Genomic DNA, 19,657 nt, shown 5'->3' on the forward strand with positions numbered 1-19,657 from the left:
CCTTGGAGAAGCCGCGCTTGCGCAGGAAGCTCTGGCGATCTTCGTCGTCCCGAGCGACGACACGCTCCCGCGAAGCCTTGATGCCATTGACGAACGGCATGGGCGAGGAATCGGCAAACTGGATCAACGCCGGCTCGGCTTCCAAGGCAAAACGCGAGGCGGCATATTTGGAATGCCGGATAATGATTTCCTGGAAATCCTGCACGCCCCAGAGGCAACGATTCTGGCACACTGCACGTAGATAGAAGCTGGCGATTCCAAGCGTGCGGGCGCCGACCTCCGAGTTCCAGCAATAAAACCCCCTGAAAAAGACGTCGGGCGAGCCATCGGGCAGCTTGCCGGCTTCGATCGGATTCAGGTCGTCGACGAGGAAGACAAAGACATCACGGTCGGACGCATAGAGCGTCGTCGTGGCATTGGAAATGTCGACATTCGGATTGTAGATTCCCGTTGACCAGTCGAGCACGCCAGGAATCTTCCAGCGGGTGTCGCCGGTACCGTTGCCGGCGATTTTTTGGACGGCCGCGATCAGCTCTTCATCGAAAATCCTGCCATAGTCCGGACCTGTAACCGCTCGCAGCTCGAGGCGTCCGTTCTCGATTTCCAGCATCTTCACCTGCTCGGCGCGGCGGTTGAGGAGACCGTGCTGAAGGTTGATCGCCGCGAGCGGGGCCGGAAGCTGGCGCAGATAGGTGGCCGGTGCACCTACCAGGCTGGCGAGTTGGCCAAAACTCCAATGCGTGGGGGCAACTGGGGCAGGCGCATCGGGCAGCATTAACCTCAGGCGCTCCGGATCGTCGCGGCTGGCCTCGACGCGGATCAGCTCACTCTCGACGATGCGGGTCTTGCTGCGCTCCGACCGGGCCTTCACCGAATTCCGAAGGTCGGTGAGCGACAGGTATCGCTCGTCCGCCGGCCGGTTGAACCATTCTGACGACACGCGGCCGATGCGCTGACCGCGGCTGACGTCGACCTTGTAACCGGCACGCTCGTTGCGGGTGGGCGTGTGAATTTCCATCTGTGTCATGGTTGGAGCTCCTCGGCGGGCGCCGGGAGACTCTCTCCCGGACCTTCACCCGCCACCGCAGCCCACCCACGCTCTTCCTCTGTCGGCATCCGCGCGCCACCAGAAGCGTCGGCATTGCGGAAGCGGCCGCGTTAGGGGCCGACACCAAGCACCGCCAGATCCGGCGCCTCGTCAACGTCCGCGAAGGCGGCGAAGCATGGCCTCCCCAGGATTTCGGTCTGACGCGGATCGATGAACTGGATGCGCCCCGAATATCCGGCGCTGACGACGGACTGGGCCAGCCGCAAGCCGAATGAGCCTTCCCTGCCGGACATCCCGGCAACCACCATGGAGCGGGCGTCCAGCATCGGTGCCAGACGGTGCTGTCCAAGTAGACCCGCGCGCGTTGTGGTTACCGCGTCCATGGCTACTTCCCCTTGAACTCGGAATTGCGCTTTTCCGAAAAGGCGACGGGACCTTCGTTGAAGTCATCGGAGCGGAGCATGCGCTCGTAGTGCTGTAAGCCGCTTTTGCCCACCCATGCCTTGTGGCTTGCCTCATGCGCCGCCTCGACCGAGAGGTGTGCGGTGGCCCGAATGAATTGAAGGTCCGGTCATGATCGTTACCATGGACCGTCCACGACGGATGCCATCGATACGGCCGTCAGCACGATGGTGACACGGATGTCCTGAGGCACGGCACTCCCTTTCTCCCGCAGCCGGAGGCTGGCGCTTCATTAAACGAGCTCATTCTGGCGGCTTGACCGCCGCACCAGGTTTTGTTGTGATTACCCCACTGTAAGGGCAACCCAAAGGAAGCATGCCAGGGTTGATGACAAGACGTGGTTCGACTGGAAGCAATGGTTCCAGCACTTCGGGGTAAACGTGTCGGAAGGGGCTGCCGGGTCCTGTGTTCGACAACCACCTCATGATGAGGCAGGCTGCCTTGGCTGGCAGCGGAATAGCGTTGGGTTGGATTGGCACGGCGAGCGAACAGGTACGCCGCGGCCAACCGGTTGAGCTCCTGCCTGGGGAAGATCAACGCCCCGGTAACGTCTATCTTGTTTCGCTCAAAGAAACGCCGTGGAACAAAGCTGCCGCGCTTTTTGCAAACTGGCTCATGTCCATGCCTGGTCCGGCTTTCGATCCAGTTAGACATTCCACGACACGGAACAATGCGACCGTAGGACTTGAGAAGTTCTAGTTATCGCCCAACGGCAAACGCTGAAAAGTCGAAGGTATTCACATAATCGCGGAATGCGGCCTGCGCCTTGGACTGGTTCTTCAGGTTGGGAAAGATCAGCATCATTTCATAGGGTGGAATTTCCCAGCCCGGGAGCAACTCCACAAGGCGGCCGACCGCCACGGACGGCTGGCACACGTAAGCGGGAAGGAGTGCGACCCCGCCGCCCGCGATGCAGGATTGCAGCAGGAACCCCATAGAATCCGAGGTCGCAGCCGGCGGAGGCCGCAGGACGATCGGTGTGTCGTCTGACGAGAACACCCATTCGGGCTGCGCATCATGCACCAGGCAGCGGCGATCTAGAAGATCGGTCGGTTCCTGAAGAGGACTGCCAGCCGCCAGATAGGCTGGAGCGGCGACGAGAACCCGTTTAATCGAGGAGACACGCCGCACGATCAGGTTCTGACCTGTGGTCGTGCCAACGCGAGAAGCGAAATCAACCCGCTCGCGGATGACGTCGAGATGCCGGTTTGTGGCGATCAGTTCGACGGCGATGCGGGGAAACTGCGTGGTAAATCCGTGCAGGAAGGTCGGCATGAAATAGGTGGCAGTTACCTCTGGGCAGGTGATCTTCAGCGTCCCGACAGGCTGTTCCTTCAGGTTGGTCATCGCCATGTCCGCGGCCGAGACCTCAGCGCGAACGCGGCGGCAGTATTCGAGATAGACCTGGCCGCTGCCGGTGAGGCTTACGTGCCGGGTGGAGCGATTGAGAAGCCGCAGCCCCAGACGTGCTTCAAGCTGGGCGATGCGCTGGCTGACGGTAGATTTGGGCATCCCGATCCGCCCCCCGGCGCGAGTAAAGCTGCCCGTTTCGGCGACTTCGGCCAGAAGGATCATGTCGTCCACGCTGTACAAAGCGACGCATCCTGTCTCGTGTCGTTGCTCATTGTACAATAACACGGACAAAATTTCCGTATGATCGGAATTGTTGGAACGTTCTTGGCTCGGTAGCCTCGGCACCCGAAGCAGGGAACGCGAAAAATGTCGATCAGTCAGACGGCCCCCAAGGCGGACAGGGTGGGCATCCCCATTGCGGCGATGGTTTTCACGGACCTGACGCTTTCCATCGCGGATGCGATCATCAAGGTCACGATCTCGGACATGCCGCTGTCGCAGTTCATTTTCCTGCGGTCCTGCGTCACGCTGCCCTTGTTGATCTCGATCCTGAAATGGCGCTTTCCGCAGGTGTCGTTGCGCCCAGCCTATCCTGGCTGGGCCATCGTGCGAAGCAGCCTGCTTCTGTCGAGCCTGCTGATCTATTACGCTTCGCTACCGCGCCTCGATTTCTCGATGGCGGCGGCGGTCTATTACACGATCCCGCTGTTCATTACCCTTTTTGCGGCCTTCTGGATCAGGGAACCTGTCGGGGTGCAAGGTTGGGTCGGAGTCGCCCTCGGCTTCATCGGTGTGCTGCTCATGCAGAAGCCGCAGGCCGGCGACCTTGGCATCCATGCCGTGATGCCGCTGGTTTCTGCAATTCTCTACGCTCTGGCGATGGTGCTGACGCGCACCAAGAGCCGTGGCGAAAACCCCTTCGTTTTGGCGCTGATCTTCAACCTGATAGCGATCGTTCTCGGGGGCAGCGCTAGCTTGGCGACCGTGATGGCAGGGAGCGAGGGTGGACAAAGCCTGTTCATGGGCGCGTGGATTCCAATGGGCTGGACCCAATGCGCGCTGATCGGGCTTTTGAGCATGACGATGCTGATCGGCAGCGTCGGCACGGCCATCGCCTACCAGTTGGGACCATCCTCGATCATCTCGACTTGGGACTTTTCATATCTAGCCTTCGCAGTGCTATGGGGCGTCGTGCTGTTCTCGGAACGTCTGGATGCGGCTTCCATGCTCGGTATCATTCTCATCGCACTGGCCGGGATTATCGTCATCCGGCGTTAGCGGCGATATATTGGAGCACCGAGTCCGGATGATGGCTTCGGGCTCTTTGCTACTGTCGCAAAACTGCTTGACCTTCGCACGCTGCAAAAGTCTGCGATTCAATTTTGCCAAACTTGGGAAATTGAGACATTCGGCATCAGGAGATGACAACGATCTCCCTTGAGACAGGTTGAGCGTGACGATTTGGAAAGACCCGTGGGGAAGACGTTCGGCCCCGCGTACGTTCGACGACTGCGCAGGAAGCGGCCAATGATGTTTAGCACCTGGCCGAAACCCTCATCACCATCGCCGGCAGAGTAACATCAGTTGGGTCGAACGGTAGCCCGGATTCCGGTCGGCCACAATGAGGTCCGGCTTCGTGTCGAACAGGCTTCGATACAGCCCCAACGCCTGCCTCCACGCGTTCTGGTTCTTCAGCTCGTCGAGGTCGCCGAGATGCTGCGACAGCAGCGCGTTGCCGTCGCCCGCCAGGCAGAACGCGGCCTTTAGATCGCCGCCCGCAGCCAGCGCCCTGACCGGGCCATCGAAGCCCGCCGGCAGCGCCAGCGGCTCCGGCGCGAAGCCGCGCGCGCCGCAACACCGAAATGCCGTGCCCGTCGAATCGCACCACGCTGTCGTCGAGCCGGTTGACAATCTCGCAGTCGTGCATCAGCCAGAAGTCGGCGATCCCGGCAAGCTCCTGCCGCGCCTCGTCATTGTCCGTGCATTGCGGCTCGCCCGAGCGATTGCCGGAGGTCATCACCACCGGACCGTCCAGCGCCCGCAGCAAGAGATGATGCAACGGCGTGTAGGGCAGCATGAAACCGAGCCGCTCGTGCTGCGGCGCCACGCCCGCCGCAACGCCGCAGCTGTCACGGCGCTTCACCAGCACGATCGGCGCCGCTCGGTTCCGGCACTGGCCGGCTTGTCGTCGTGTCGATCGCTTCTGTCAGCGAGCGGAAACCGGCGCTGGTGGCTTCGATCCGCTCCATGATCGTGAGAACGTCCTTGAGTGAGCGAGACAGACGGTCGAGCTTCCAGACGACGACAGTGTCGCTCTCCCTCAAATGATCAAGCATCCTGTGCAATTCCGGCCGCTCCCAGCGACCGCCGGAGGCCTCCTCCTTGAGGATACGCTTGCACCCGGCATCGGCGAGCGCCCTGGCCTGCGCCGTGTTCGACTGGTCGTCGCCTCTGCTCACGCGGGCGTAGCCGATCAGCACTCTGGTTCCTTTCGCAAACGGTCGTTTATGGAAGGCCGAGGGTGTCCACGAGAATACAGGTGCGGAGCCTTTCACAATCCTCTTTCCATTATGGCGCCGTAAGGCAAGCGGTTTGTGAAGGGATGAACGATGCCGGGATATCGATGACGAAGACGCAGCGGGAGAAGCTTCCGGTGGAGCGTGACAAGGCGTGGGCGTGCATTGTACCGTTCGGGAGGAATCGACCATGCGAAAGCTCTTGCCCGGCCGGGAGCGAAGATTTAGCGCTCCTCGCGCAGCAACTTTGAACAACGCAGACGTTCCTTCGCGTCGCGAGAGGGGAGAGTACCTGCCGGCCCAAATTGACCAAAGTTTTCAAGGGCCGGATTGACGACATTTCCATCGTATCCGAAGCCCCCGATCTCGGAACGCTTTTCCATAAACTTTTGGAAAAGCGACCAATCCCCCTGCTTGAGCGCTTGTCTCGTTCCGGACCATCCCAACGAGCCAGAGAGCCATATATGGTCCACCAGCCCCTGGCGCTTCATGTGGTGTCCGACCGTGCCCGATCCGTAAACGCCAACGAGATAACGGCCAGCCAACGCATTCCGCACACTCCTGAAGTAGGGTGCTATTCGTGCAAGATGCTGTGGTGTGTGGTAGTCCCAATCGACTGCAAAATAGATTCCGGAGCCTTCGGGCTGTCCCAACGCGGCGGCCAGATCAAGCGCACGACCGGAGTCTCGCTCTCCAGCCGCACCATGCAAGTCTCTGATATTGCCGCCCGCGCCACCCCGCTGCTCGAAGGCCACAGCTACCGATATTCCAGCACCATGAAGGGCGGCGAGTTCCTCCCCTGTCAGACATTTTGAGGGAAATGGTGTACTATTCCGATGGTTGTAGTACCGGATTACTGTATTGACGCCAGATTCTGCCAAGCACACAGCAAAATCGCCGACGTTCTGCGGGACGTCGATAATATCGTGCATAGTCCGTCTCCCCGAAGGCCGAAATTGTATGGAAATGCGCAGTTTATACGGTCACCTCGCCCTCCCACGCTATTTCTTCGCGCAGCCTTTTGATGTCATTTCCCGCAGCCACCAACGCGGCGCAGACGCAATCAGCTATTCCTCTGTTTGCCCTTGGGTCTATTGCAGAATGTCGCTACGTCTCTGACTATGGGACCGCCGGCTGGAGAACAAGCGCAGGTAGTACGGTGAGTCGCTCGGCGAGCTGAAACGGCCGAAAACCTGCGCGATAGTGGATTGCGTTTGCTCGTTTGACAGGTTCAGCGATGCGGAGAGCAATATCGAGGTGATGGCGAGACTGTCAGCGCTTCCAACTTCGACCACGGCAAGGCAGGTTAAAGATAGACGGACTTCCGCGGAGTCGGATTGATCTAGGACGAGGCAATTGAACGCCGTCGGTTCGCCGTGTTTGCTCAGATAGCTACGGATTGCCTTTGCCAGACCGACGCCAGCTTCATTGCCGTCGGCGGCATTCGCGCAAATTGACGCAAAGGCACTGGGCAATTCCGCCACGTCCATCGTGCGGTTTAGCGTTCTTGAAGTCGTGGCGGTTTCCACCTTGTTCGGTACCATTTGCGCGGCATTCTGCCATGCTCGAGAATCCAGAGTCCGGGTTTGGTCTTCGAATAGTTTCTGGACCATGGCAGAGCAAATCCTCTCCGCCTCGAGCGGTTGGCTGCTCTGCGGGCCGATCACCAGGAAAAGGCCCGCAGCTGTTTTTGCGAATGGGTTCATGTCTGCTTCCCTATGGAAGCGGGACCGGAGTTCGCCGGCACCGGGGGCGCGACAGAGCATCGGTAGTTCGCAAGGGCTTACCGGACCGCTCTATCGCATCCATGATGCGGGCGACGTTCGTCCAAATCCACGCTATTGGTTGGGTGCGCTGCTTTCGCGATCAAAGGCCTGACGATCAGACCTGCGGCTTGATGTCTTGTTGCGGCGTCGAGCCACCGTTGAAAAAGTTCTTGGCCTTCTTGAACTGGTCGGTGGAGTTCTTATTCACAAGCTCCTGGAAGTTTTCGTGATCGGGGCCGCCTTTGCGGATCCGACGGGTCTGAACAAGATTGGTGACCTCGGCATAGTCCATGTCGACGCGGACGTAGTGGGTCGACGAACAAGAGGATTTCAGCTCGAGGAAGTGCTCTTTGAACTCGATCTGCCGCAGAACGATTGCTCCGTAGTCGTAATATCCGCCTGCCCCATTATCGAGAAGGTAGCTCTGGTAGGTGCATGTCAGCGCCTTGTATCGCTGCGCCTTGCCGTTTGCACTGAAGGTGAGATTCCCCATTTCTGTAAGGAAGGACTGGAAATCCAGCAGCAACGATGCCCCGTCGGTAATGATCGCCTTGGCAATCAGCGAGAGGAAAGTAGCTGAGACCGACGTCCCGGCCACCTTTTTTGAAAAACTCTTCAGTTTTTGCCTGCCCATAGAGAGATCTGGAATGTTGCCAACAACATCGGTCCATGTGTTGATATCAAGCTTCTGTGCATCGATGTTCGCATAATGGGTATGCATGTAGTCGTTAATAATTCCTCCTATTGCCAGTAGATTGTCCTGATTCTCATTGAGGGTGCCGCTGTACGTCGGATCGTCGGTTTTTTGGCCGATGAGGTGAAACTGCACTGTCCCTTGAGCGTTGGCGATCGTGTCGTCACTGGGGGGCGCAGCATCTAACTGGGCCAAAACAAGGGGCTTGGCGTAGAAAAATGCGGACGCCGCCTCATAGTGTTCTTTGGAATAGCGCTGTTCATGCTCTTGAACATTCACTGAAAATGCGTTCGACATGCTTTATCCTCCTGCTGTGAGACATGAGCGTTGGTCGAGAGCTTAAGGTGCCCAAAGCGCGGAAACGCCTCGGAGATGAGATGATCTTTGCGTGCCCGCGTCGCCTTATACCAATTCGCTCCGGCCCCCACCTTTGCGTTAGACAGGCTTTTCTCTGCGCCGTATCATTTTGCGATAGCGCAGTGGCGAGAGGCCATGAAACGCCTTGAAGGCTGTGGAGAAGTTGTTGCTGTTCTCGTAGCTGAAGGATTCGGCGACCTTGGCGATGCTTTCATGCCCGTTACGCAACCGGTCAGCAGCCTCCGTCATCCGGTAGCGCCGTAGCCAAGTCATTGGCCCGCAGCCAAACGATGTCTCGAAACGGGTGGTGAGCGTTGTCCTGTTGGTCCCTACCATTCGCGCCAATTCGACGCGGGTGATCTGCTGATCGACCCGCTGCGCCAGCAGACTGCATGAATTCTGAACGATCGGATCGGCTGAGAAGAAAGGCGGGGTAGAACGCTGCGCGAACTGAACGATGCAGGCGGTAAGTCTGCGCAGAACTTCCTGCTCGGTGAGCGGCCACAACAGGTAATCGGAATACCCGTTGGAGAAGACCGCTTGTCGATCCAGGCTCTCTTCCAGAACCAGAGCCAGTTTGACAGGTTCGGGCGAGAGCTTCGCACGCCCGTGCTTGTCGTGAATCGGTTCGCGACAATCGACGATGACGATCTGCGCGGAGCGCCCTGCCCGCAATAAACGGTGATCAAGGATATCGATCTGCCTCAGAGAACTCGCGATTAGTGCCAAGGACTTGCATGCTTCGGGGTCCGAGCCAAGATATGCTGCCAGCATGCAGGCACCTCACAGACACCATGGGAAGCTGGCCTGTGGAAGGCTTGGCGCGGCCGAATGGCGGTCGAAGAGAGGCGGTTTTTGGCCTGTATATAGATGGCTGGGCGTATGATACCTTCTCGTCTGGCCCTGTTGCCTCGCTTCAAATTGTCGAAACCGGCACGGTTTCAATGCGCTGGCACAGCAGAGCCAGCTTCCCCTCCCAACGGGCGAGCAGGGCAATAAACTTTTTCCGTCATATCCTGACGATAGCCCCGGATTCGGATCACGTTTCTTGCCTAGGCGACTCATCAGTCACTTGCCTTCCCAGTTGGGATATTTTGCTCTCAGTTCCCGCCGCCGCGGCGACGGCGATCTCGTGGCGCAGCCAACGATGCTCCGGGTCGCGATGGGAACGCTCGTGCCAAATCAGCGCGACTTCATAGGGTGTCAATTGCACAGGCGGATCCATAATCGCTAGCGGCAGCAAGGCGGCGATCCTGGTCGCGACGCGGCGTGGTACAATCAACAGCAGATCGGTCGCCGCGATCGCCAACGCGGCCGTCAAGATGTTGGAAACCAACACCGGATCGCGACCCTGGAGATCTAACTTGACCAGTTCGTCATGCACCCGGCCGAAGCCGTCTTTGGAGTCCAAGGCAATGGCTGCGTGGCGCAAGGCCGCGAAGCTCTCGATTGTCCATTCCCGCGCCAGGGCTGGATGGTCGTGGCGCAGCAGGCAGGCAAACCGGTCGGAGTAGAGGCTGCGCCTCAAGTATCCGGGCGGCGAGGCGCTAATCTGCCCTATAGCCAAATCGATCTCGCCTAGCTCAAGCCGCCGCATCGCGCCGGAGAGAAGCGGATCGATGACGACGTCCAGATGAGGCGCGTGCTGGCGCAGCCGGGGCAGGAGCCGCGGCAGCAGGACCAGTCCTTGATGATCGGGCATCGCCATTATCGCCTTCGATCGCCAATTGGCTTGGGCAAGACTGCCGTTCACTATCCCGCGGATCGCATCCAGCACCGGCGGCAGCATTCGGCTCAAGCGTTGGGCCTGCGGGGTCGGAACCAGGCCCATGGAGCCGCGAACCAAAAGATCGTCGTTGAAAATGCCACGCAGCCTCCTCAACGCTCGGCTCATCGAGGGCTGGCTCAAGCCCACGTGTCGAGCCGCATGCGTGACGTTGCGGTGTTCCAGCAGCGCTTCGAGAGCAAACAGCAAGTTCAGGTCAATCGACGCCAGCATTTGCCGCTGCCGTGTGGCGCGAGGTTCCGCGACAAACGGCTGCGCCCGCTTTTTTGAAGTTTCGCGACTGCAAGCGAGCTCATCCACGGCCTTCTCCTCTCGTCTTAGTAAGCGGTGTGCTCGCGCTAAGCGTCAGCACATTCGGCATCGCTCAGCGAGGCCGAAATGCTGCCTGATTCACTTGGTCGCGGTCAGCCTCATGCTGGCGAAGCTAGGCCCAGGAACGCGGCAAAGCTCAGCGCTGATCCAGGCCTAACAGAAAGTCGTCGCACCAGCGATAGACGTTGTATTCGCGGAGCCGGCCGATCATCGCCCGCCAACGATCGATCCGCTCATCTAACTGCATGTCCAGGGCTTCTTCGATGGCCCTCGCCATCGCTTCCGGATCGTAGGGATTGACGAGGATCGCTCCGCCTAGCTCTCTGGCTGCGCCGGCAAAACGCGAAAGCACGAGAACACCTGGATTCTGTGGGTCCTGTGCGGCGACATATTCCTTAGCTACAAGGTTCATGCCGTCGCGGAGCGGCGTGACCAGGCCGACGCGTGCCATGCGGTATAGACCGGCGAGCTCGCTGGGTCCAACGGACCGGTTGATGTAGTGAACGGGCATCCAATCGATCGTTCCGAGTTCGCCATCAACGCGCCCCACCCGCTCGGCGACGTCCTTTTGCATCGCCAGATATGCCGGTATTTCCGTGCGGGATTTCGGTGTGATCTGCAGCAGTTGCGTCTTGCCGATGCGGTGGTCGTTGCTCCGCAGGAAGCGGTCAAACGCGACGATGCGGTTCTCGATGCCCTTCGAATAGTCGAGGCGGTCGACGCCGATCGCGACTTTACAACCGGGAATCCTTTGAGAGGGCTCCTGCAGAGTCTCGCTGCGCGCCGCCTGCTCGGCCAGTCGTTCGAACTCGGCCGTGTCGATGCCGATCGGAAAAACGCCGCAGCGAAACACACGTCCATAGGCTTGGCACACACCGTTTGTGATGGGGTCCGGTAACCCCTGACGGCGCAAGCATTCGGCGAAGTTACTAAGATCGTCATCGGTATGAAAGCCGACGAGGTCATAGCACGAAAGCCCGCGTAGCAAATCATCATAGTGCGGTACGGTGAAGAGGATGTCCGCCGCCGGCCACGGAATGTGCAGGAAGAAGCCGATCTTATTGCCGCAGCCGAGGTTCCGCAGTTCTTTCGCAAGCGGGATCAGGTGATAGTCGTGCACCCATATGACGTCGTCGTCGCTGATGAGCGGCTGCAACAGCTTTGCAAACAGTCGGTTGACGCGCTGATATCCGGACATTCGTGCTTCGGAATACTCGGCGAGGTCGACTCGGCAGTGGAAAACCGGCCAAAGAACCCGGTTGGCAAAGCCGTAGTAATAGTCGTCCAAATCTGTCTGCGAGAGATCGGTAAGCGCATAATTGATCCCGCCGGCCTCCCGGCGTGAGATCGGCCCTGACGGGTCCTCCCCGGCTTTCACCTTCCCCGACCAGCCCATCCATAGGCCGTGCCTTCGCCGGAGCGCAGCGCTCAGCGCAATCGCCATCCCGCCTGGCGGCGGGGAACCATGCTCGTCGGGCAGCGAAACCCTGTTTGAGACTACGACCAGTCTACTCATCTCCACTCTCCTGCTCTCGGACATCCCGCCGTTCATGAAAGCTCCGCCCCCTGAGCGATCTGCACAATAAGACATGGAAGTTCAAAAGAAAGGATAGCATGGGTCTAGAAAGGAGATTGGAATTAGATAAAAGGTTGGGCATCATGAGTTTCCTGTAGACAGTGGAATTAACATCAAGGCGAGTTCTGCGTCTGATCAATAAATCTCGACGAATCCATACGAATGTCAACTTTTCAGCGATTTAAATTGAAACAAAGCTGAACTGAATTGGAGCCGCCGGGAGAGGAAGTTGGGTGCAAAAGCGCTCCAGTGATGGTGCCAGAGGACCGGAGCGATACGAATCTCAGCGGGGATAAGCCCGGTCTGCCGAACGAGTGGTCGCAGAGGACGGACAATCCATCAAAAACTAGCAGGCTTTGGGGGCACTGTTGCGCAGCAGGAACTCCGCATAGGACCTATTTGTCTGCGCTATTCCGCAATACGCCTGATGAAGATTGTCCCACCTGCTGAGCGTCACTAATTTGACTACCGTCCCCGGCAGCCCAAGCTGCAGTCAATAGGAAGTGACCATGAAGAACATTCTCATCGTCGGTCAGGACGCGTTGACGAGAGAACCGCTTATGGGCTTCTTGTCTAAGCATGAGTTTAACATCAGAGCGGTCGAAAACCGCCAGCAGGCCGCCAGCAATATGGCTTCTGAAGCGATTGATCTAGCAATTGTCGACCTGAGCTACGGCCGAGAGGACGGTTTGCAGTTCGTTCGAGATTTTGGTGCCAAGAGGGATCTTCCGATCATCATCATCAGCGGTGACTTCGTAGATGAGGCCGACAAGGTGATTGGCCTCGAAACCGGCGCTCGCGACTACATTACTATGCCCTTCGGGCTTACGGAGTTCCGCGCCCGCGTGCGCGCCGCTATGCGCCAGCGGCCGGAGCGTGACCGAAACACCATCTACCGTTTCGATGACTGGCGAGTTAGCACCAAGCGTCGGAGCTTGCGCCGGGGAACGGATCCTGACGTCAAGCTCACCGCCGGCGAGTTCAACCTCCTGATGGCCTTTCTCAAGAACCCAGGTCGGGTCCTTTCACGTGAGCAGCTTCTGATGGCGACCCGTGTCTATGATCAGGAGGTCTACTACCGCAGCATCGATGTTCTTATCGTCCGCCTTCGCCGTAAGTTGGGGCAGGATAAGGCGCCGCGCCCGCAGTATATCCGCACCGAGCGCGGCGCGGGGTATATTTTCGACAGTGTCGTGAATATTGAGGAACTAAGGACGCGCCGTGGTTGATGGACGGCCAAGATCGCGCGGGAAGCGAACGTGACCCAGCACCACTGCAGGCGCTTCAGAATATCACGAATAGGGTCAGGCTTTACCTTCATAGGAATGGCCTCCAGCCACCTGGGCACCTCGTACTATCGGCGTTTCGCGGACCGGTAGGGCCGCGCTGATTTCTGCGTGGACTGATGACGGCGATCGCTTCGGAGTTGGTTGTTGAGATTGCCGATTTTGGCATCGCGGTGGCGGTTTGCGCCGCCTTCGTCGTCATGCGGGCGCAGTTCGCCCCTGGTGCCATACGGGCGGGTGAGATTGTAGGCGAGATTGGCCATGCCGATCTTGGTCTGGCCCGCCCGATGCCGATCGTGCCCACGAACAAGAACTCGCGAGCAGCGGCTGTGGCGGCGACGTAACCTTCGGCCTTGCCGATCGCTTTACCAGTCGCCTTCGTCTGTACCATCAGACCGGCATATTCGCGCGAGGCATCCAGGTCGCAAGCCAAGACGCGATTTCAAATAAGGGGCCTCTCGCGGCGCCGACAAGGTTTCGGGATTTTCCGCTCCTCGCAGGTCGGTAGTGACTGTTGCATACGTGCAACTCAAGCGCGAAGAGTTATCTCAAGGGCAACACTATTCTTGAATTCGGCGGTCAGAATGCGAGTAATCAGCCAAACTCGCCCGATCGAGTCTTCTCGCTACGGGCCACCAATCAACCTGGGACGCCCCTGTGAGTGCCGATACCATTGCTGGCGCAGTGAGCCGGGAGAGCCTCTCTTTCCCATACCTCCGCATTAAACCCGAGACCACTGTGCCAGCCCAGCGCCCTCCGCCGGCTGGCAGCAAGATGACGGCTGCCAAACGATGGGGCTCCGTGCTCTAAAGATAGAAAATGACGTTTGGCCTACTGCACACCGGGATTTTGCCTGTGATCGCTGCCACAAGCCATCGGTGGTCTTGGTGGTAACGAAACCGCATGCGTATGTTTGCCCGCTGTGTCTAGACGGCGATCCTGCCGAGCAAACTGAGCGTTTTGACTAACATTCTCGGCAAGCTTAGAAGGAGTGGTTCGCTCGATAACAACAAACCCCGAAAATACCTCGCTCATTGTCCGGGCCACGCGTTATCTGGATCGTGGAATTTCGTTTCATGAAGAAAACAGCGGCAGTTTTTAATGAGAGATGAAGTAACCGATCTTTTAACTGAGTTGGCCCTTTGGGCGAATGTGGTGATGAAATCGGAAAGGGGCGATAGAATTAAAATTTGCGCCGCCTACGACGCCGGTCTGCAGCTAATCGCTGAGCGTACTACGCCCGGGTCTCCGCCCCGACCGGGCATTGAAGCTTGCATCCTGCAGCATGAGAAACTGAAGGCTGCCGAAGACATCAGCTGCGTAGGTTGGATACTGGCCGCGATCGCCACGCGTGTTGGGGAACGAGATCTTCCGAAATGGGAGGAAGCTCAGAAGGTCATTGGCGCCACGGTTCGGTTGCTTAGTCGCTACCGTCAAACTCGCGTTCATTGAAGCCATGGCCGCGTCGGCGGAATGGCATTACAATGCTGTCGAGCATTCCCTGTAGCGTTGCACGGACGATGACGCCGGTAATTTACGGCTGTATGAACTGAGTGCCTCCGTCTCCGGCTGCGTCAGAAAACAGGTAAGTCAGTCGTTGTCGGGTTGGAAAAGAGGAAGGTCGCTGGAAAAGCGCGGCCAACCCGCCTTCGCTTGCACACAGCCTGCGTTTTGCCAGCTCCTCAACCGCAACGTGCTGTCAATCTTCGTCTTGCCATGTCTTGAACGCCGAACTGTTCACGCCATTGGCGCCGCTTTGTCATCCCGTGCCCCGAAATGAGGCCGTCGTTCGAACGATATGCGCAGTTGCTTATCCGCCAGAAACCGGCGAGCCAGATCGGTGTCGCGCTTACCCACGCGTGACACCCAGTCCGAAAACAGGCGAACCGCGCGCCGGTTCATATGCCGCGAAGGACAGACCAGCCAGTATCCCGGAAACTCGATGACCTCGAACTCTATCGAGACCGGAACCAGAGAACCTGACACCAGGTCCTCGAATGCGATGGATGTGCTTTCCAGGACCACACCTGCACCGTCCTTCGCCAGTTGAACCGACATTGACGAACGGTCGAAACGATAGGGATACGTCATGCGGGCGCCCTGGATACCGTTGCACGGCAGCCAATAATCCCACCGGAAATAAGCCTTCACACTGTCGATCAACCGCGCATGGCGAAGCTGCTCGCGCGGATCCGGTGAGATCGCGCGCAGTTCGGCAAGATAGGAAGGCGAGCACATCGGCAGGATCAGATCGTTGACGACGCAATCCGAATAAAGGCCGGCCCAGCCGCCGTCGCCATAACGAAGATCGAGATCGATGACCTCCGTTTCGAAATCCGAGAAATTGGGCGTGGCGTCGACGCGCAAATTCCAGCTCGGATAGCCCTTGCTGAACTCGGCCAACCGCGGCGCCAGCCATTTCTCGCCGAAGGAAGGACTGACGCGCAGGCTAAGCTGGAAGCTTTCGCGCTGCCGCACGATGGCATTACGCACCTCGCGTATGGATTCGAAAGCCTGGGTGGTGGTCTGGAAGAGCCGCTCACCGTCGATCGTGAGCGAGAGATGGCGCTTTTCGCGCTGAAAAAGCCGGACCCCGAGTTGGTGTTCGAGCAGCCGCAGCTGCTGGCTGACCGCCGAAGGTGTCACCTGCAATTCCTGCGCGGCCTTTGCCACGCCGCCGAGCCGCGCGACCGCCTCGAAATGCGTCATCGAATTGAACTTGATGTCTGACATCGTCCTCGTCAGTTAAGCTCAGCTACACAGAATATTAAGAAACGAGAATTGAGCCTAATGTCAATCGGTCGCATCATCCTGTGGTCTCGGGAGGAGATGCAGGATGGAACCGGGTTCACCCCAAAGCTTGGGTAGTGCCGGCAATGTGCCGGCAGTTGGACAGGCATCGACCAGGAAGCCCCTGATCGAGGCTTCCAATGTCAAGAAGAACTACGGCGCAACACGGGTCCTTCGGGGCGTGAGTTTTCAGGTCCGGCCTGGCGAAATCCACGCGCTCCTGGGCGGCAACGGCGCCGGCAAAAGCACCCTGATCCGCATCATCACCGGGCTGATCTCACGCGATGCCGGCGATATTAGCTTCGCCTCGTCGAAGGCCGGCCACACCAGCCCGATCATGGCGGTGGTGCATCAGGAGCTGGCGCTATTGCCCGAGCTGTCGGTCGCGGAAAACATCGGCATTGTGCATGCGAGGTCGGGCTGGTCGCAGATCAGCCGTCGCCGCATGCGCGAAACCGCGCTCGGAGCGCTGCGGCTGATTGACCCAGCGATCGGCGAAGAGATCATCGATTTGCCGGCGCGCAAATTGTCCCTCCACGAAGGCCAGATCGTCGAGATCGCTCGTGCCCTTTCCACCGGAGCCGAAGTGCTGCTTCTCGACGAGCCCACGGCCAATCTCACTGCCGGCGAGACTGCCAAACTCTTCTCGGTGCTGAAGCGGTTGGTGCACGAGGAAGGCATCGGCATCGTCTTTGTTTCTCACCGTATGCGGGAAATCCGCGCGCTCTGCGATGTCTGCACGATCTTGCGCGATGGCGTCACGATCGCGAATGCCACGCCGCTTGCATCGCTCAGCGACGCCGAAATCGTCCAGCAGATGGGCCAACACGCGCAGCGTCCGGCAAGGCACCGCAACCCGCAAAAACACCTCCGACAGGGCATACCAGTCGAACTCCTCGGCCCCGGCGACGTCAGGATAGCGATTTCGTCCGGCACCATCCTGGGACTGGCCGGCGCGCCCGCAGGCCCGACCGGCCTCATTGCTCCCCTGGTGGGCGCCGGACCCGGGGCTGGCTGGCGCCTTTCCGGCGAGGGTTTTGCGGACCGCTTCTCGTCTCCAGCGGCAGCGGCGCGGGCCGGTATCGGCTTTGTTTCGGGCGACCGCGCAACCAAGGGGATCCTTTCGCAGCTGCCCATCGTCGATAACGTGCTTGCAGCACGCAGGGTTCGCGAAAGACGGCGGATCGTGGCCGCAGCCGAGCGGCAGGAATGTCACGATCTCGTTTCAGCGCTGAAGTTGAAAGCCAGCTCGATCTGGGACCTGCCGGCCTCGTTGTCCGGCGGCAACCAGCAGAAGCTTCTCGTCGCACGCTGGCTTGGGCTGCCGCTCCGGATGGTGGTGCTGGAAGAGCCGACGCGTGGCGTCGACATCGGCACCAAGCATGACATTTACGGTTTGATCCGGGAGATGGCCGACGCTGGCGCGATCATCATCTGGTGGTCGACCGAGAACGTCGAACTGCTCGAGCTTTGCGACGCCATTTTCGCCTTTGACACCGATGGGCAGCCGAAGGGATTCCTGCCTGAAGAGCACTACACCGAAGACGGGCTCGCCGAACTGACGGGGATGGCGGCATGACCGACGCGAGCAACGGCACCACGACCACCGACAAACTCCGGACCACCAACTCGCGCGTCCCAGCAGTTCTTTTGTCCTACCGAACGGAAGGCGCGATTGCCGCCGCAATCGTCGTCCTGCTGCTGGCCGTCGGCATGTTCGTGCCCGCTGCACTCAGCATGGGCAATGTGCAAAACATCATCCAGGCCGCCGCGCCCCTCATCATCATGTCACTCGGTGTTTTGCTGGTCGTGGTCACCGGCGGCATCGATCTTTCGGTCGGTTCAGTCTTTTCCTTGACCGGTATGGTGACCGCGCTGGCGATGGCCAGTGGCGCCGACGGACTGACCGCCAGTGCTGCCGGCCTGGCCGTCGGCCTTGTCTTCGGCTCGATCAATGGTCTTCTGGTCACGGTCGTTGGGCTCGCGCCTTTCGTCGTCACGCTCATCACCTACGCGGTGGCGGGCAGTCTGGCCTTCATCGTCACGAATGGTCGTTCGATGCCGATCGGCGCGCCGGATTTCTGGCTCCTGAATTCGGGCGAGATCATCCCGGGCGTCCCCAACCATCTTCTGTTCTGCATCATATTGATGATCGCGCTGGAATACGTCCTGCGAAAGGTCGTGCTCGGACGCTGGTTCTATGCCGTCGGCTCGTCGGCAATTGCTGCCCGGCTGCTCGGCATCCCGGTTCTGCGCATCAAGTTTGCCGCCTATGTCGCTTCGGGCCTGCTTGCCTCTTTCGCCGGCCTGTTGACGATAAGCTACATCCTCAACGCCGAAGCCACGGCCGGCGCCAGCCTGATGCTGCAGGCAATCGCCGCCGTCGTCATTGGCGGGGCCAGCCTCTTTGGCGGAACCGGCAGCGCGATCGGTGCCGTGCTGGGCGCTCTGATGATCACCTGCATCCAGAACGGCGTGAACCTCATCGGCGTGAACAGCTTCTGGCAAGGCTCCGTCACCGGCGCCGCGATCCTGCTCGCGGTTCTGATCGACCGCTTCAGCAGCAAGAACCGACTCTAGATCATCAACGGGAGGAACCAAGATGAAGTTGAAGACCATACTACTTGCAGCATTGGCGGCGGCCGCCTTGTCCAGCGCATCATACGCACAGGACAAAAAGACCGTCGCTTACATCGCCCCGTCGCTGGACATCTCCTACTGGCAATGGGTCGGGTACGGCGTGAAGGAGAAGGCCAAGGAACTCGGCATGGATTATGTCGAGTACACTTCGGAAAACTCACCCGCCAAGCAGATGGACAATGCGCGGACCGCCGTGACCAAAGGCGTCGCGGCCATCGTGATCGGCCCCGTCAGCTCGACCTCGACACCGCCGCTGCTCGACTATCTAGCGAAGCAGAAAGTGCCGATCGCCTTTGCCGGCATCGGGCCGCAACCGGGCCTCACCAACTATACGTCCTCGGTCACCGCGAACAACTATGAGACCGGCAAGGCGCAGGGGAAATTCACCTGCGAGCTTGCCAAGGAGCGTGGCGGCAACAAGGTTGGCATGCTGTCGCTGCCGCAGGACCGGGAGAATGCACAGAAATACCTCAAGGGCGCCAAGGAGGCGTTTGCCGCCGACGGCTGCGACCTCGTCCAGATGCTGGAAACGCGCGGTCTAACAATCAACGAGGCCGTCACCCAGGCAAACGACCTTTTGACCGCCAATCCCGACATCAAGGCCATCTACGGCATGTATGACGAAGCCGGCACCGGCGCCGCCAAGGTGGTCGAGACCCGGGGCCTCACCGGCAAGATCGGCATCACCGTAGCCGACGGCTCGCCGACCACGATCGCGCTGCTCAAGAAAGGAGCGCTCCAGGGCATCTTCTTCCAGGAGGCAGTAGGCCAAGGCATCGACGGAACCCAACAGGTCTACAACGCACTGACGGGCGCGCCGGTGACCCAGGATCTGGCCTTGGTCATGCCTCTTGTTACGGCCGACAAGGTTGACAGTCCCGAGGCCAAGAAGGTCATCGCCCGCGTCTTTCCCCCGAGCAACTGACCGCCACCCAATGGACCCCCCCGCGTGTGCGGCCGGGGCAGACCGGAAGCAAAGGATACCCCCCCTGGGCGAGCAGCCCGTGAAAGAAACGCCCCCACAATTTTGGGTTATGGGGGGCCAATTTTTTACGTTGCTGTGCCACGGGG

General features: G+C 59.4%; 18 protein-coding genes and 1 pseudogene. 6 read left to right on the forward strand and 13 right to left on the reverse strand.

The window, feature by feature from the left end; all coding sequences use genetic code 11:
* The 3 genes from NKJ32_RS32920 to NKJ32_RS32930 form a co-directional block, all read right to left on the reverse strand.
* On the reverse strand, nucleotides 1–1,027 hold a 1,027-nt coding region (locus NKJ32_RS32920; RefSeq protein ID WP_352830125.1), incomplete at its 3' end, for a DUF932 domain-containing protein.
* 131 nt (nucleotides 1,028–1,158) lie between these two features.
* Nucleotides 1,159–1,431 (reverse strand): CoA-binding protein, encoded by a 273-nt coding sequence (locus NKJ32_RS32925; protein WP_352451768.1) that lies wholly within the window; start codon nucleotides 1,429–1,431, stop codon nucleotides 1,159–1,161.
* Between the two features lie 778 nt (nucleotides 1,432–2,209).
* Nucleotides 2,210–3,094 carry a LysR family transcriptional regulator gene (locus tag NKJ32_RS32930; protein WP_352830128.1) on the reverse strand — a complete coding sequence of 295 codons (885 nt, stop codon included), beginning with the start codon at nucleotides 3,092–3,094 and terminating at the stop codon, nucleotides 2,210–2,212.
* A gap of 135 nt (nucleotides 3,095–3,229) precedes the next feature.
* Here NKJ32_RS32930 and NKJ32_RS32935 point away from each other — a divergent pair, with 135 nt between their 5' ends.
* Nucleotides 3,230–4,141: a DMT family transporter gene (locus tag NKJ32_RS32935; RefSeq protein ID WP_352707958.1), complete on the forward strand. Its 912-nt coding sequence runs from the start codon at nucleotides 3,230–3,232 to the stop codon at nucleotides 4,139–4,141.
* Between the two features lie 279 nt (nucleotides 4,142–4,420).
* On the opposite strand, the gene NKJ32_RS32940 is transcribed toward NKJ32_RS32935, so the two are convergent.
* The 9 genes and pseudogenes from NKJ32_RS32940 to NKJ32_RS32980 all read right to left on the reverse strand — a co-directional run bounded on the left by NKJ32_RS32940 (nucleotide 4,421) and on the right by NKJ32_RS32980 (nucleotide 11,810).
* A complete protein-coding gene (locus NKJ32_RS32940) occupies nucleotides 4,421–4,774 on the reverse strand; it encodes a hypothetical protein (RefSeq protein ID WP_352451770.1) in 354 nt (117 codons plus the stop codon).
* Nucleotides 4,767–5,012 (reverse strand): annotated as a pseudogene (locus NKJ32_RS32945) (Sua5/YciO/YrdC/YwlC family protein); the annotation flags it as partial. The gene NKJ32_RS32940 and the pseudogene NKJ32_RS32945, both read right to left, overlap by 8 nt.
* Nucleotides 4,993–5,343, reverse strand: a complete 351-nt coding sequence (locus NKJ32_RS32950; protein ID WP_023722460.1) for a recombinase family protein — start codon at nucleotides 5,341–5,343, stop codon at nucleotides 4,993–4,995. The gene NKJ32_RS32950 and the pseudogene NKJ32_RS32945, both read right to left, overlap by 20 nt.
* Before the next feature lie 260 nt (nucleotides 5,344–5,603).
* The gene (locus NKJ32_RS32955) at nucleotides 5,604–6,311 is read right to left on the reverse strand and encodes a DUF1906 domain-containing protein (protein ID WP_352689036.1); all 708 of its coding nucleotides are present in this window, start codon (nucleotides 6,309–6,311) and stop codon (nucleotides 5,604–5,606) included.
* A gap of 159 nt (nucleotides 6,312–6,470) precedes the next feature.
* Complete coding sequence (locus tag NKJ32_RS32960; RefSeq protein WP_352451772.1) at nucleotides 6,471–7,085, reverse strand: glutamate acetyltransferase; 615 nt, start codon at nucleotides 7,083–7,085, stop codon at nucleotides 6,471–6,473.
* Between the two features lie 175 nt (nucleotides 7,086–7,260).
* Nucleotides 7,261–8,136 carry an Evf family palmitoylated virulence factor gene (locus NKJ32_RS32965; RefSeq protein ID WP_352451773.1) on the reverse strand — a complete coding sequence of 292 codons (876 nt, stop codon included), beginning with the start codon at nucleotides 8,134–8,136 and terminating at the stop codon, nucleotides 7,261–7,263.
* A 138-nt stretch (nucleotides 8,137–8,274) separates the two neighbouring features.
* Nucleotides 8,275–8,970: a helix-turn-helix domain-containing protein gene (locus tag NKJ32_RS32970; RefSeq protein ID WP_352451774.1), complete on the reverse strand. Its 696-nt coding sequence runs from the start codon at nucleotides 8,968–8,970 to the stop codon at nucleotides 8,275–8,277.
* 265 nt (nucleotides 8,971–9,235) lie between these two features.
* Nucleotides 9,236–10,195: a LysR family transcriptional regulator gene (locus tag NKJ32_RS32975; protein ID WP_352451826.1), complete on the reverse strand. Its 960-nt coding sequence runs from the start codon at nucleotides 10,193–10,195 to the stop codon at nucleotides 9,236–9,238.
* A 235-nt stretch (nucleotides 10,196–10,430) separates the two neighbouring features.
* On the reverse strand, nucleotides 10,431–11,810 hold the full coding sequence (locus tag NKJ32_RS32980; RefSeq protein WP_352451775.1) for an alpha,alpha-trehalose-phosphate synthase (UDP-forming): 1,380 nt from the start codon (nucleotides 11,808–11,810) through the stop codon (nucleotides 10,431–10,433).
* Nucleotides 11,811–12,379: 569 nt separating this feature from the next.
* On the opposite strand from NKJ32_RS32980, the gene NKJ32_RS32985 reads away from it, so the two are divergent.
* Together NKJ32_RS32985 and NKJ32_RS32990 are read left to right on the forward strand one after the other, a co-directional pair.
* Nucleotides 12,380–13,099, forward strand: a complete 720-nt coding sequence (locus tag NKJ32_RS32985; RefSeq protein WP_352451776.1) for a winged helix-turn-helix domain-containing protein — start codon at nucleotides 12,380–12,382, stop codon at nucleotides 13,097–13,099.
* A gap of 176 nt (nucleotides 13,100–13,275) precedes the next feature.
* Nucleotides 13,276–13,500, forward strand: coding sequence for a hypothetical protein (locus tag NKJ32_RS32990; protein WP_023722452.1), 225 nt, complete (start codon nucleotides 13,276–13,278; stop codon nucleotides 13,498–13,500).
* Between the two features lie 1,393 nt (nucleotides 13,501–14,893).
* Here the strand turns inward: NKJ32_RS32990 and NKJ32_RS32995 are convergent.
* Nucleotides 14,894–15,889, reverse strand: a complete 996-nt coding sequence (locus NKJ32_RS32995; RefSeq protein ID WP_023722450.1) for a LysR substrate-binding domain-containing protein — start codon at nucleotides 15,887–15,889, stop codon at nucleotides 14,894–14,896.
* A 103-nt stretch (nucleotides 15,890–15,992) separates the two neighbouring features.
* Here NKJ32_RS32995 and NKJ32_RS33000 point away from each other — a divergent pair, with 103 nt between their 5' ends.
* Genes NKJ32_RS33000 through NKJ32_RS33010 form a run of 3 tightly spaced genes read left to right on the forward strand, consistent with a single transcriptional unit; the run spans nucleotide 15,993 to nucleotide 19,511 of the window.
* Nucleotides 15,993–17,525 (forward strand): ATP-binding cassette domain-containing protein, encoded by a 1,533-nt coding sequence (locus tag NKJ32_RS33000; RefSeq protein ID WP_352516223.1) that lies wholly within the window; start codon nucleotides 15,993–15,995, stop codon nucleotides 17,523–17,525.
* Complete coding sequence (locus NKJ32_RS33005) at nucleotides 17,522–18,526, forward strand: ABC transporter permease (protein WP_352707956.1); 1,005 nt, start codon at nucleotides 17,522–17,524, stop codon at nucleotides 18,524–18,526. Before NKJ32_RS33000 ends, NKJ32_RS33005 begins: the two co-directional genes overlap by 4 nt.
* A gap of 22 nt (nucleotides 18,527–18,548) precedes the next feature.
* Nucleotides 18,549–19,511: a substrate-binding domain-containing protein gene (locus NKJ32_RS33010; protein ID WP_352451779.1), complete on the forward strand. Its 963-nt coding sequence runs from the start codon at nucleotides 18,549–18,551 to the stop codon at nucleotides 19,509–19,511.
* The last annotated feature ends 146 nt before the right edge of the window (nucleotides 19,512–19,657 follow it).

The sequence above is a fragment of the Mesorhizobium sp. M0159 genome, assembly GCF_040322295.1.
GTDB lineage: Bacteria > Pseudomonadota > Alphaproteobacteria > Rhizobiales > Rhizobiaceae > Mesorhizobium.